Source organism: Stieleria sedimenti (assembly GCF_025060895.1).
Taxonomy (GTDB): Bacteria; Planctomycetota; Planctomycetia; order Pirellulales; family Pirellulaceae; genus Stieleria; species Stieleria sedimenti.
This window is the reverse complement of record NZ_JANZKV010000015.1, coordinates 13,668-26,225: the sequence shown is the minus strand read 5'-3', so window position 1 is coordinate 26,225 and position 12,558 is coordinate 13,668. Positions and strand designations below refer to the sequence as shown.

The 12,558-nt window shown below is 59.0% G+C and carries 13 protein-coding genes; 5 read left to right on the top strand and 8 right to left on the bottom strand.

The window, feature by feature from the left end:
* Nucleotides 1-51 precede the first annotated feature (51 nt).
* Together NZK35_RS02780 and NZK35_RS02775 are read left to right on the top strand one after the other, a co-directional pair.
* Complete coding sequence (locus NZK35_RS02780; protein ID WP_259631074.1) at nucleotides 52-1,881, top strand: UbiD family decarboxylase; 1,830 nt, start codon at nucleotides 52-54, stop codon at nucleotides 1,879-1,881.
* 126 nt (nucleotides 1,882-2,007) lie between these two features.
* A complete protein-coding gene (locus NZK35_RS02775) occupies nucleotides 2,008-2,814 on the top strand; it encodes an SDR family oxidoreductase (RefSeq protein WP_259631073.1) in 807 nt (268 codons plus the stop codon).
* A 93-nt stretch (nucleotides 2,815-2,907) separates the two neighbouring features.
* Here the strand turns inward: NZK35_RS02775 and NZK35_RS02770 are convergent, their stop codons facing one another.
* Nucleotides 2,908-3,264: a hypothetical protein gene (locus tag NZK35_RS02770; RefSeq protein WP_259631072.1), complete on the bottom strand. Its 357-nt coding sequence runs from the start codon at nucleotides 3,262-3,264 to the stop codon at nucleotides 2,908-2,910.
* A 158-nt stretch (nucleotides 3,265-3,422) separates the two neighbouring features.
* Nucleotides 3,423-3,893 (bottom strand): YaiI/YqxD family protein, encoded by a 471-nt coding sequence (locus NZK35_RS02765; protein WP_259631071.1) that lies wholly within the window; start codon nucleotides 3,891-3,893, stop codon nucleotides 3,423-3,425.
* Between the two features lie 19 nt (nucleotides 3,894-3,912).
* On the opposite strand from NZK35_RS02765, the gene NZK35_RS02760 reads away from it, so the two are divergent.
* Entirely contained in the window at nucleotides 3,913-4,326 is a 414-nt protein-coding gene (locus NZK35_RS02760; protein WP_259631070.1) for a hypothetical protein, read from the top strand.
* 245 nt (nucleotides 4,327-4,571) lie between these two features.
* Entirely contained in the window at nucleotides 4,572-4,790 is a 219-nt protein-coding gene (locus NZK35_RS02755; RefSeq protein ID WP_259631069.1) for a hypothetical protein, read from the top strand.
* 68 nt (nucleotides 4,791-4,858) lie between these two features.
* Here NZK35_RS02755 and ruvX read toward each other — a convergent pair whose 3' ends face one another.
* From ruvX to NZK35_RS02730, 6 genes are all read right to left on the bottom strand, one after another.
* Nucleotides 4,859-5,389 carry a Holliday junction resolvase RuvX gene (gene ruvX / locus NZK35_RS02750; protein WP_259631068.1) on the bottom strand — a complete coding sequence of 177 codons (531 nt, stop codon included), beginning with the start codon at nucleotides 5,387-5,389 and terminating at the stop codon, nucleotides 4,859-4,861.
* Between the two features lie 64 nt (nucleotides 5,390-5,453).
* Complete coding sequence (locus NZK35_RS02745) at nucleotides 5,454-5,990, bottom strand: 3-hydroxyacyl-ACP dehydratase FabZ family protein (protein ID WP_259631067.1); 537 nt, start codon at nucleotides 5,988-5,990, stop codon at nucleotides 5,454-5,456.
* Nucleotides 5,991-6,026: 36 nt separating this feature from the next.
* Nucleotides 6,027-6,125 (bottom strand): 50S ribosomal protein bL37, encoded by a 99-nt coding sequence (locus NZK35_RS34840; protein ID WP_407699759.1) that lies wholly within the window; start codon nucleotides 6,123-6,125, stop codon nucleotides 6,027-6,029.
* A gap of 223 nt (nucleotides 6,126-6,348) precedes the next feature.
* Complete coding sequence (locus NZK35_RS02740; protein ID WP_259631066.1) at nucleotides 6,349-7,590, bottom strand: peptidase MA family metallohydrolase; 1,242 nt, start codon at nucleotides 7,588-7,590, stop codon at nucleotides 6,349-6,351.
* 122 nt (nucleotides 7,591-7,712) lie between these two features.
* A complete protein-coding gene (locus tag NZK35_RS02735) occupies nucleotides 7,713-8,492 on the bottom strand; it encodes an NRDE family protein (RefSeq protein WP_095736631.1) in 780 nt (259 codons plus the stop codon).
* A gap of 273 nt (nucleotides 8,493-8,765) precedes the next feature.
* A complete protein-coding gene (locus NZK35_RS02730) occupies nucleotides 8,766-10,955 on the bottom strand; it encodes a DEAD/DEAH box helicase (RefSeq protein ID WP_259631065.1) in 2,190 nt (729 codons plus the stop codon).
* 262 nt (nucleotides 10,956-11,217) lie between these two features.
* Between NZK35_RS02730 and NZK35_RS02725 the strand changes: the two genes are divergently transcribed.
* Nucleotides 11,218-12,504, top strand: a complete 1,287-nt coding sequence (locus NZK35_RS02725) for a hypothetical protein (RefSeq protein ID WP_259631064.1) — start codon at nucleotides 11,218-11,220, stop codon at nucleotides 12,502-12,504.
* The last annotated feature ends 54 nt before the right edge of the window (nucleotides 12,505-12,558 follow it).

The following is a 12,558-nucleotide window of genomic DNA, read 5'->3' as shown; positions in this document are numbered from 1 at the left end:
GCTCGAGCAGCGTCCGAATCACTTTGCAATCGTTGTAGTTTATCGACCACCATGAAACACCGCAGCACCCGAGACGTCGTGGAGGATCTTCGCGCCGGCGGTTTGTTGATCGAAGTGACCGATGCGGTCGATCCGAACTTGGAAATCGCGGAAATCCAACGCCGTGTGTATGCCAATGGTGGTCCCGCGGTTCTGTTCACCAACCCCACGGGCTGTCGGTTCCCGATGGCGTCCAACCTGTTTGCCTCCCTCGATCAGGCCCGCTACCTGTTCCGCGAGACGCTCGAGTCGGTGCGACGATTGATCGAAGTGAAACTCGATCCGTCGGCGGTCCCCAAACGGCCGTTTCGCTATGCCGGCGTCCCACTGACCGCGGTTCGCATGCTTCCCAAATTCGTCCGTCGTGCCCCGGTCGCGGCCGGGCAGTGCTCGCTCGCCGACCTGCCACAGCTGAAATGCTGGCCCCGCGACGGAGGTGCCTTCGTGACGCTGCCCCAGGTCTTGAGCGAAGACCCGACCGAGCCGGGAAACTTGATGAAGATCAACCTGGGGATGTACCGCGTCCAGCTCTCCGGAAACGACTACAGCGACCAAGAAGTCGGTTTGCATTATCAGATTCATCGGGGGATCGGCGTTCACCATCAGCAAGCGATCAAGTTGCAAAAACCACTGCGTGTCGCGGTGACCGTCGGCGGTTCCCCGGCGATGACGCTGGCCGCCGTGATGCCGTTGCCCGAGGGGCTGACTGAATTGACGTTCGCCGGCGCCCTGGCGGGCCGACGCATCGGACTGCTCCGCGGAAACCACGCGCCGGTGTATGGCGACGCCGATTTTGCCATCGTCGGATCGATCGATCCCGACCTGACCAAACGCGAGGGGCCGTTCGGCGATCACCTGGGATATTACAGTTTGGAACACCCCTTTCCGGTGATGAAGGTCGATCATGTTTGGCATCGCAAGGGGGCGATCTGGCCGTTGACGGTCGTCGGTCGCCCGCCGCAAGAAGACACGACGTTCGGCCAGTTGATCCATGAATTGACCGACCCGATCATTCCCACCGTGATTCCCGGAGTCAAAGCGGTGCATGCGGTCGACGCCGCCGGGGTGCACCCCTTGCTGCTGGCCATCGGCAGCGAACGCTACATGCCGTACATGAAGGAATCGGCACCGCAAGAGTTGCTCACCCAGGCCAATGCGATCCTGGGCAACGGCCAGCTTTCACTCGCCAAATACCTGATGATTGCCGACGACCGATCCGATGCGTTGGACATTCATGAGATCGAAACGTTTCTCGGATTCGTCCTGCAGCGTGTGGATTGGAAACGGGATCTGCATTTTCATACTCAGACAACCATCGACACGTTGGACTACACCGGCACCGGATTCAACAAGGGATCCAAAGTGGTCATCGCGGCGGCGGGTCCGCCCCGCCGCAGCTTGCCCCATGAGTTGCCCGCCGACCTGCAGTTGCCCGAGGGATTTCAGGATCCCCGCGTCGTGATGCCGGGCGTGTTGGCGATCGAGTGCAAGTCCTTCGCCGACACAACCGGCCACGCCGACGTGCAGCGATTTTGCCAGCACTATCATCCCGATGATCCCATCAATGCCTTTCCGCTGATCACGATCGTCGACGACAGCGACTTCGCGGCGCGATCGCTGAACAACTGGTTGTGGACCACGTTCACGCGCAGCAATCCGGCGACGGATCTGACGGGCATTGGAGCCGAGACGATCGCCAAACACTTCGGATGTCGCGGCAGTGTCGTCATCGACGCGCGTTTCAAACCCTGGCAGGCACCGCCGGTGATCGAAGACCCCGAGACCGTCGCCAAGGTCGACGCCCGCGCCGCCCGCGGCGGTGCCCTGGCCAAGTACCTTTAGCAACGGGCGGAAAGTGGTCGGAGAGGCTGGAAGCCAATCCCCTATCTTTCGAGATCCGAAACCCATTTTTTATCCCATCCTTCGACGTTTCGAATTCAACGCTCGCACCACCGAAAGACTGCGCCGATGAGCTTATTAAAAACCGTGTTCAACTGTGACGGCCCGGTCGCTTTGATCACCGGCAGCGGCGCCCCGCGTGTGGGGCGTGAAATCGCGACCGAACTGGCCCGCAACGGTTGCCGAATCGCCTTGCATGCCAACACCAGCGTGGACGCGGCGGGCCAGGCCGCCGACGAACTGACGCGGGGCTACCAATGCGATGCGATCGTGACCCAAGGATCGTTGGAGGACGAGGGGGTTCCGCAGCGATTGGTCAACGAAACGGTCTCCGCGTTTGGCCGCTTGGACATCCTGGTCAACAGCGCCGCGATCTGGTCACCGACACCGATCGGGGAAGTCACGGCGGCGGAGATGCGTCGTTACTTCGAGATCAACACCGTCGCTGCGTTCTTGTGCGCTCGCGCGGCCGCGGACGTGATGAGCGAACAAACGACGGGTGGTTCGATCGTTAATCTCGGCGACTGGGCGACCGTTCGGCCCTATCTCGATCACGCCGCGTATTTCCCCAGCAAGGGAGCGATCGATGTGATGACCCGCTCCCTGGCCGTCGAATTCGCCAGTCGCAACGCTGCGATTCGGGTCAATTGCGTCAAACCCGGGCCGGTGCTGTTGGCCGATGAGGTGCCCGATCAACAACGGCTGAAGCTTTGTGCCAGCACGTTGACCGGTGGGATCGGAACCGCGGGGCACGTCGCCCATGCCGTGCGTTTCTTGTGTGAAAACACGTTCGTCAACGGTGTCTGCTTACCCGTCGATGGCGGCCGATCGATCTATTCGCCCGACGGATTGCAGGTCGGTGAGAACACGGGATAAAAAAACACCCGCCCGGAGGTGGTTCCGGACAGGTGTATCGCTGGCAAGACAATTCGGTTTCGCCGCCGTGCGTGCTTGGAGAGATTCCTTCGTTTATTTCCCCAAGAAGGTGCGTTTGAGCCAGGCATTTTTTTTGCGCTCAAACGCTTTGAGTTTATCGATCACACCGGGTTTGGTTTCCTCCTGATGGTGGTTCCGGGGTGGCTTTCTGATCGGTTCCGTCGTCGCCGGTTCCGACTTCACCGGTTCCGTTGCACTGTGAAAGGTTGCCGAGCGGATCGGCGGAACGAGCGCGACCGGCGGTTGAGTAGGATCCAAGACCGGGGCCGGTATGGCGCCGCTGATAAGGATCGAGTGTCCGACGTCGAGTGGTGCAGCGGTTGCGACACCCGAGACTGCGACACCCGAGACACCGAGCAGCACGATCGCGGCGATGGCTATCTGTTTCATGGAGTAGAAACTCCTTTAGTCATGAGAAGGTTTCCGAGACACTGAAACATTCCCGCCAGTTAGCCGAACGCAATCAGAAAGCATCATTGATGTATGGCAATCCGCCCCGATCACGCCGTGCGAGGACGCGTTATGGTGAATCGAGGTGACTTTGCAGGTTATTTGAACTGGTCAGCCTGTTTGACGAGCTTGGTCAACAATCGATCAAACGAGGCCGCGAAGGCTTTCTTGTCTTTGGCGTTGTACGGCGCCGCGCCACCGGTCGCCGCTCCCGTTCCACGCAGCTCATCGAGAAAATCTCGCATCGAGAGTCGAGCGGCAATGTTGGAATCGTTGTACTCGTCGCCCCGCGGATCGATCACCGCGACCTTCTTGTCGACCAATTGAGCCGCCAACGGGATGTCGGCGGTGACCGCCAGATCGCCGGGTTGGCTGTGGACAACGATATACTCGTCGGCGACGTTAGCACCCTGGCGCACGATCACCGACCGCACCGTGACGGCCGACCTGGGGATCGGCTGAGCCGAATTGGCGACCAACACCGTTTCGATCTCCAACCGGGCGGCGGCCCGGAAGACAACCTCCTTGACGTCCCGCGGTGCCGCATCGGCATCAATCCAGATCTTCATCCCACACGCTCCGACTGTGATGCCCACTGACTCATTTCACATCCACCTGTACGGTCCGCATCCACACGCTGATCGGCTACCGTCACCCGAAACGACGCCGATCCCGACAAGTTTCGAAGCGGCGGGGCAACGTTTGCATCAATCGCTGCCGTCGATCTTGTTCGAACCCGACGGATCATTCGCCTGGGCGAGCAAGGATCATCAGGTCGTCGGCATGATCTATGACGCCGCAATGGTGATCCAATATGTGGAAATACGCGGGCATTGCGATGCCACCCGTCTACGAAAATTGGTCGAAATCCTGGCCGGAACCACTCAAATCGACCCATTCGCGGTGATGGTGCTGCCAGAGAGGCAGTGGAAAAATTTTCAAAGCTTTGCAACCTCGCTCCCTGCCAGCGACCCCAACGGTGCCGCTGATTCCCATGATTGACAGCTCCCTATATTTTCCCGAGTCGATAATTGCGGCAGTTTGGAACTTTTTCGCGAACTCCCCGTCAAAATGACGACTCCAAGCGTTTGATTGGCACGCTTAATGCATTACCACTTTTTCGTCAGATCGCGTGGATCCGGCAAAATCGGCCTAAAGCAATCCAGCCCATCTGATTGCCAAAGCCTAGGAATCAAACCGCTGATGCGAGTAAACGTGTCGGCCCTGTTTATCGCGAGGGATTGAATATGACGACTGCTGTTTGCAATAAAGAAGTCTTGGAATCGACATCGTGCGCTCAAAATGAGACAGCTGGTCAAGAGATCAACCTGTCTGACGCTGAAATTCTGCGTCGTGTGCGCGACATTCGGGCGACCTGGTCGCTTTCTGAGCGTGCCGCACGCCGCGAAGAAGCAGACCGCCGGTTTGAAAACCTGATCGAAACGATCTTCGCCGAGGCGGCTTGATCGGGACGGTGATTCATTCCTCCGAACCCAGCCGGTCAGGTCGGGTTCGGAATGATGGCACGCGGGCCCTACTCCAATGTGTCGCCGCCATCGGCTTGATCATGGATCGATTGTCCGACCAGAACGCCATGATAACGACAGGCTTCCAGGAAGGACTCTAGTAAGACGAGTGCGGCGACGGCATCAAGTTGTTTCTTCTTCTTTTGACGACTGAGCCGTCCTCCCGAAAGCCGTTCTTTCGCCGCCGCGGTGCTGAATCGTTCGTCGAACAGACGCACCGGCACTCCCGTTTCATCGCTCAACCAACGGGCGAACTCGCGGCACTCTTTGCTTTTCTGACTCTCCCCGCCGTCACAATGGATGGGCAGTCCGACGACAAATCCGGCCAACCGCTCCTGCTCAGCCAGCCGACGAAAGTACTCGGCGTCCTTGGTCTCTCCCCGAACCTGGTAAACCTCCACCGGGCTGGCCAGAATGCGGTCCGGATCACAAACGGCAATCCCGATTCGCACCGTTCCATAATCGACGCCGGCTAATCGGCCCGTCGGTGGAAACGGTGGTTCAGTTGCAGCGGGATCTTGGCCGTGATCAGCAGTCATCGGGAACGTGGGAAGGCACGTTGCGGTTGAAAAGGGAGCGAACGCATTTTCACGAGCGTCGCATTCAAACCACGTTTTGGGCAGACCGCGTGGCCAAGTGATTCTTGACCGCTTGAACGGGCAGCGGGATCCCTCGGATCACTCCGTCGATGACCAATTTTTCACCGACGACGCCCTGGAAATCCGCCACGATCATTCGACCACGACGAGCTTTGCTCAATCGGATCATCAGGATCAAACGATCACCGGGCACGACGACGTCTCGGAACCTGGCGTTATCGACTCCGCCGAAACCCAACATTTCCGCGCCCAGCAGATCATGTTTCTGGGCGAAAAAACTCGACAGCTGTGCCACCGCTTCCAATTGGATCACGCCGGGCATCACGGGCATTCCGGGCATGTGTCCCCGGACCCAAAATTCGTCGTGTCGGACGTCCTTGTAACCGGCGCAGGTGAGCGTTTCGACATCCTCGTACAGGATACCGGTCAGATGCTCCATTTCATGCCGCTGCGGATTGTAGCTGCGGATCGCGTCGAGATCGGCGACCAGCTCGCTTCCGTTGAGCAGGGAGAGATCAACAATAAAATCGTTTTTTGGCACAGCAACCGCCTCTGAGTTTCAGAGTCCCGAGCAATCTCAGGTCTTGATCTTCTTGCGTTTTGCTTTGCGAGCCTTGGCGCTGGCAGGACGTCGGCCGTGATTGGCCTTCTTTATTTTGTGGTGTGGCTTTGCCATCGTGTCTCTGGTTTGGAGAAAAAGGAAACGGGCGGATGCAGTCCTTGAATCCCGGAAAATAGCAGAATACTCGCTTTCGCGGTAGTCTCACCCTCGATCTAGGCGGTAGCTACAAATTTAACACTTCAACCGGCATCGGGCAGGGTCTGCTCGGTGCCTTCGTGTGCAAAGTGGCAAGATTTCGTCCTCGAATGATTCGATCTTGAACGCAAAATGTCCAGCGTCAACGGTACATCCGGCTCGTTCGAGCGGAGGTTGCCGTCGGGATTGCGGCGCCGTAGCTCAACTCGTCTTGCGGCTGGGACACGGAATAACGCCCGCTGTTGAGGACCGAAGGGGGGCCCAGGGGACGGGGCGCCCTCGCAGACGTAGCCGGGTTTGGCGTCTGGGAAGCCGCCGGTTGAGCCCCGGCATCGGCAATCTGGCCGAGAGCCGTTTGTTCGAAACGCCGTCGGTACCAGCTGTTCGACGGGTCCGATGCCCCTGGCTGAGATGCTACGGACGGAGAGGTCCCGGCCGGTCCCGTCAATGCCATGCGACCGCCCGCTGCCAACTGGTTCGGCGAAGGGGAGGTGAGCGATGCGGTGTGAAGCGACGGGCTGCTGGGTGATGGGGGCCCGGTAGGTGATGGGGGCCCGCTGAGCGACCGCGGGGTCCGGGACGATGCGAGCGAAGCGGAGGCCTTGCCGCGGGCTGACACGAAGGATTCGACCGGTCCGCTGCCCTGGGCCACCCAGGCCAGCCACTGGTCTTGCAGTTGTTTCAGCGAATCGTACCCGTAATGAGCCTGCACGTTGGCGGTCCAGGACGAACTCTCCATGTAGCCTTCCAAAAAGGCGATGAATTGACGTGGCCCGGATTGTTCGATCAAAAACCGGCAAACCGAATAGCCTTGCGCGTACATCGGCAACATGTCGCTGGGATACTCGGTCAAACGAAACAAATCGTTCATCGGAATGCCGCGGCGGTTGCTCAAGTACTCTCGCAACTTCACCTCATGTTTGTTGCGTTCTGCCGAATGCTCCACCGTGGTGCAGATCCCCTCGTCCGCCCACCGCGGCAACGGACGGCCGAAGTGCGTCGCCATCACCGTGTGCGTGACTTCGTGCGGCAGAACACTATCAAGAATCCGTTCCCGTGAACCGATCACCTGCATTTGAAAGTTGCCGACCGGCGACCGGTTGTAGGTCGTGGCCCCTTGGGCGGCCAAGTGCGGTCCGGAAACCACTTCGATCGGACAGGGGGTCGTCCAGGGCCGCAGCGGTTTACCGAGCCAGTAGACCGCCAACTCGTGACGAAACTTCTCGGCATGTTGTGCGACCGCTTCGGCCAGTTCTTGCGTGTCGGCGTGGACCAGAAAATTCTGCGTCCGTTTGTTCTGGGCGATCGTCTGCTGACTCGAGACGATCACGACCGCTGCGACCACCAGCGACCGCAACACATTCCATCGTCGAACGGCTTCCATGCCGTGGCACTCCGCTTGCGAGATTCCGGGACCTCATGCTTTCAAAACCGCATCCATTGCGGTGTCTGCATGGGACGTCGGCGCAGTCTAGGGATCGACGCGAACGGCTGAAAGAGAAGTTTTTAGGCTCCGACTTTGGCCTTGGTCCGCGCTTCGCGAAGTCCCCGGCTGAGGATGTCACGCAGCATCGGCGAGCAATCTTCGTACTTGGTTTGGTCCGGAGCACCGTTGCTGAACTGATAGATCGCATCACGCGGTTTGACACCGAGTGCGATCAACGAACTGCTGACGGTCCCGTAATCCTGATTACGAATCACCATGCTCGGTCGGCCCGGTCCGACCGGTGCGCGGGCGAACACGCGGCTGGCCACGGCCAAGAACTTGACCGGTGAATCCAACGTCTGGAGCGTCAGCAGGCGTCGCGCCATCCGAACCCGCTCGTCATCCGGGTCGTTCAGATTGTGCGCACCGATGATGTTCAGCCCGGGTTCCATTTCGACGACCTGCTGATGCTGGTCGGAATGAATCGCGTAGCCAGCTTTTGCATCGGCGATGATCAGGTTACAACCTTCGTATTGCGTCTCACCGAGTTCGGCGAGCGCTTTGTCGAGTGCCCGAGCCGAGCTCGTGCATCGAAGCAGGTCCATCGCAAGCGATCCGCGAGAGCGTTGCCCGAACAGCGGCATCGCCGTCGCCCGGTTGCAAACTCCGACGAATAACCCATTTTGATTGACACCGAGCCAGGTCCCACCGGCTTTCTGATCCACGCCGCATAAAACGCGAGGCTTTCCCGACTGGATTGACGGCGTCAAACTCGGCCGGTCAAAGTACTCTTCGCGATTCGCTGCGACCAGGATAGGACTCTCTGGGACCAATTGATACTGAACGGCCAATAAGCACATCTCGAAGCTTTCTTTTCAAAGATCAGTTGGATTTGGATCACGGGTGCGAGGCCGACGGATACCTCTGGGCTCACGTCGAAATCCACGTCCGCCAATCTATCCACGTCGCCGACGAATCTGCACCCCCTGATGGGGTATTAAAGGCGAAAAACTGCCGTAAAATCCGCTCGCGGGCCGCAGAGTCACCCCGCTGGGCGAGGTTTTTGGGTCGTGGCCTAGTCAAAATGCCTATTTTCGGCTAGCTAGCAACCCAAAGGAGACGCTCCGGCGGCACTAGTCCTGACGGTGCTTCTTTTTCTTTTTCTTCTTGCCCGCGGCGGACTTTCCGCCGAACGAGCCGGATTTTCCACCCACGAATCCGTCCGGTTTGCTGCGATTCTTGCCGCCCGGTTTACCGCCTTTTCGAAAACCGCCCGAGCGGCTCGGTGAATCCCCCTGGGCCGGTCCCCGGTCGGGGCGAATCCGCAGCTGCTTGCCCGACACCCAGGCCCGTTGCAGTGTTTGGTAGACGTCTTTGGGCATCCCCTCGGGTAAATCAATGGTGCTGAAGTGCGGATAGATCTTGATCGGTCCGATCATCTGGCTTTCGATGCCGGCTTCATTGGCGACCGCACCGACGATGTTTCTCGGGGCCACACCGTCGTTTCGACCGACTTCGATCCGATACCGCATCATGCCCGGCTCGGGTGGGCCGAGGACGCGACCCCGTTTGCCGAACTCTCCGCCGCCGGAACGCTCGTCACCGCCACGTCGACTTTCGCCGCGGTCCTGGTATTCATCGCGGGCACGTTTGGGACGGTCCTTCAACAGGAACGGCCGCCCGTGTTGTGCGATCTCCGCCAACGCCGCGGCAATCGCTTCCATCGATTTGCCGGACTCTTCGGCGTATTGACCGATCAGGTCTTTGAACAGCGTCAGGTCCTTGTCGGCAATCACCTGCGTGATCGAGGCTTTGAAGCGTTCGATCCGCGTGGCGTTGATCGCATCAGCTGAGGGGACATCGACCAGTTCGATCGACTTCTTCGTGGCCCGCTCGATCAGCTTCAGTTTGCGTCGCTGGGCGGGGGTCAAGAAGATGATCGCCTCGCCACTGCGGCCGGCTCGCCCGGTGCGTCCGATGCGGTGAATGTAGGATTCCGCATCGTGGGGCAGATCAAAATTAAACACGTGGCTGAGGCGTGTGACATCCAGCCCGCGAGCTGCAACATCGGTTGCGACCAACACATTCAACCGCCCGTCTTTCAGTTGCTCGATCGTGCGTTCACGCACCGATTGTGGCATGTCACCGTTGAGTGCGGTGGCGGCGAAACCGTTGCGGATCAGCTGTTCGGCCAATCGCACGGTGGTGTCTTTGGTTTTGGTGAACACGATGACCCCGTCGGTCGCTTCGGCTTCCAAGAACCGCGTCAGCGCGTTGACTTTTTCTTTGGGGGGGACAATCACCGCACGCTGTCGAATCGATTCCGCCGTGACCTGTTTCTTTTCAATCGTCACCAACGCGGGATCGACCAGATATTTATCTGCGATCGATCGGATCGGACCGGGCATCGTTGCTGAAAACAAGGTGACCTGACGTTTCTCGGGCGTCTGGTCGAGCACAAACTCGACATCCTCCAAGAAGCCCATGTTCAACATCTCATCGGCCTCGTCCAACACCAGACATCGCAGCTCGCTCAGATCCAGCGTTCCGCGTTTGATGTGGTCGATCACGCGTCCGGGCGTCCCGACGACGACATCGACGCCACGACGCAGCGCGCGAAATTGGTGCTCGTAGTCCTGGCCGCCGTAAATCGCCAGGACGCTGAATCCCTTCAAATTCTCGGCGTATTTCTCAAACGACTCGGCGACTTGAATCGCCAATTCACGCGTCGGCGCCAACACCAACGTCTGGACCGTCCGCTGTTTGGAATCGATCGTCGAAAGAATCGGCAGCGCAAACGCAGCTGTTTTTCCCGATCCGGTCTGCGACTGGGCCAGCACGTCTCGGCCGGCCAGCATGTGGGGAATCACCTGTTGCTGGACCGATGTCGGCTCGGAATAACCCGACTCGACGACCGCTTCGAACACCTGGCGACGCAGTTCCAACGCCGCGAATCCCGTCGGCGCTTCCTGCTCTTCTTCTTCTTCTTCTTCGCGATGATCCGCTCGCTCGTCGGTTTCGTCTGGAGCGACGGATTCCCCGACCGCTTCCTTCATCTCCGCCGCAACCGCATCGACGGCGGGTTCCACGCTCGGCTGGTCGGTTTCAGCGTCAGCGTTGGATTCAGCGCCGGTTTCCGTTGCGGGCTCTTCACTTGGCTCGTGAGGCGATTCGGCAGCGGGTTGGACCAACGCTCGGCGTGAGTGGTCATCCTCGGCGGCATCGGCAGCAACCATCGTGGCTTCTTCAATCAATTCAGGCTCATTTTCGACCGTTACCTGATGGTCTTCTATCGACAGATTCAATTCGTTCTCGGATCCCATGATCACTTCTAGGCGGCAAACATTCGTGCTATTTCGTTCCCAGGAGACTATCCCAAGCCCCCGGCAAACGGCAGAGCGTAAATCGTGAATTGGCGACAATCACCGTTGACGGCCCTTTACGTGACAGATCGCACCACTAATCGCGGATACCGATCGGCACCTTTCGGTTTTGTTTCTGCTAAATTCTGTCGTCATTGTCGACCAACGGGGGATTCGCTTGCTGTTCCGGCGTCTCACCCGAGGCAAATCAGAAGCGTATCGCATGACCAATGATGTGGATGAAAGTGAACCGATCGATGTCGGACCGATGCGTGCGATCGATGTCGCCGGGTTCCTGATCGGGCGACGTCGTTGCATCGAACGCGTGATTGCATCCAAAGCGTCACTCGCTCTCGGTGCCGCGTTGGTTGGCACCGCGGCGTTGGCTCGGGAGTATGACGCGGTCAGCTTCATTCATCAGCCGCAGGATCTGTTGGCCCCCCTGGCCGCGTCGATCTTTGTTTCCGCCATCGTGTTTGCGGTCGTGCGATGTTTTCACACGATCACGGCAATCCGCAACCCCGGCACCGTCACGGACGACTACCGTGTCTTCTTGTCAGGGTATTGGATGACTGCTCCGCTGGCGTGGTTGTACGCGATTCCGATCGAAACGATGACCGACGAAATTTCCGCGTTGCGTTTCAATCTGACGATGCTGTCAATCGTTTCGATCTGGCGTGTGCTGTTGTTCGCGCGATTCGTCTCGGTCCGTTACCGGGTCTCATGGCTCGCCGCATTGTCGTGGGTGCTGGCTCCCTGCATGGCCATCGCCGTGGTCGCACTGTTTCAGCAGATCATGTCCATGGTCTCGATCATGGGCGGGTTGCGACTGACCGAGACCCAGCAGATCTTGTTGGATTACCGCTCCAACGTGTTTGGCGTGGCGTTCTACGGTTTCATCCCCGCACTGCTGCTGGGCATCGGCTTGGCAGTCGCGATCCGAAAGGATGGCGACTCGATCGCGCTCGATCGTTTCCGATCGAGCGTTCTAAGACGCTCGACTTGGGCGATCCCGGTGGTGGCGTTTGTCGGTCTCGCCGCCGCCGCCGCGTTCCTCCAGCCGGCTCGCTATCGTGCCGCTCGAGTCGATCGAATGTTGAACGAAGGACAGATCGATGAAGCGATCACGTACATGCAACAACAGGGCGAACATCGCTTTCCCCGGGTCTGGGATCCGCCTCCGCATTTTCCCACCCGTCGCAAGCCGACTCCGCCGATCTCCGACCTGCTCTCGGCGATCGGGCGCAATCCTCCCGATCGCTGGATCAGCGATCGGCTGTTGGTGCAAGCCGACGAACTGTTGATGAGGCAATTCGGATGGACGCAAGGTGTCGGCGACGAAACCTACCTCCGATCGACGCTCTTCATCACCGATCGAGAGGCGCTCATCGAACTGCAAGAACACTTTCAAGCACTCGTTGAGATTCCGGCAAGCGAGGAAGAACAGCAGCGCCGCGCCCGACTGCTGCAAATCGTCAAGGAAGCGATCCCCAAAGCAGAGACGAATTAGAAAAAAGTGGCGTAAGCTTCCAGCTTGCGTGCCTTGGGCTTTAGCCCAATACCG

Coding starts and splice junctions, on each gene's coding strand:
- NZK35_RS02780 (WP_259631074.1), top strand. CDS start 52: ATGAAACACCGCAGCACCCGAGACGTCGTGGAGGATCTTCGCGCCGGC.
- NZK35_RS02775 (WP_259631073.1), top strand. CDS start 2,008: ATGAGCTTATTAAAAACCGTGTTCAACTGTGACGGCCCGGTCGCTTTG.
- NZK35_RS02770 (WP_259631072.1), bottom strand. CDS start 3,264: ATGAAACAGATAGCCATCGCCGCGATCGTGCTGCTCGGTGTCTCGGGT.
- NZK35_RS02765 (WP_259631071.1), bottom strand. CDS start 3,893: ATGAAGATCTGGATTGATGCCGATGCGGCACCGCGGGACGTCAAGGAG.
- NZK35_RS02760 (WP_259631070.1), top strand. CDS start 3,913: ATGCCCACTGACTCATTTCACATCCACCTGTACGGTCCGCATCCACAC.
- NZK35_RS02755 (WP_259631069.1), top strand. CDS start 4,572: ATGACGACTGCTGTTTGCAATAAAGAAGTCTTGGAATCGACATCGTGC.
- ruvX (WP_259631068.1), bottom strand. CDS start 5,389: ATGACTGCTGATCACGGCCAAGATCCCGCTGCAACTGAACCACCGTTT.
- NZK35_RS34840 (WP_407699759.1), bottom strand. CDS start 6,125: ATGGCAAAGCCACACCACAAAATAAAGAAGGCCAATCACGGCCGACGT.
- NZK35_RS02740 (WP_259631066.1), bottom strand. CDS start 7,590: ATGGAAGCCGTTCGACGATGGAATGTGTTGCGGTCGCTGGTGGTCGCA.
- NZK35_RS02735 (WP_095736631.1), bottom strand. CDS start 8,492: ATGTGCTTATTGGCCGTTCAGTATCAATTGGTCCCAGAGAGTCCTATC.
- NZK35_RS02730 (WP_259631065.1), bottom strand. CDS start 10,955: ATGGGATCCGAGAACGAATTGAATCTGTCGATAGAAGACCATCAGGTA.
- NZK35_RS02725 (WP_259631064.1), top strand. CDS start 11,218: ATGACCAATGATGTGGATGAAAGTGAACCGATCGATGTCGGACCGATG.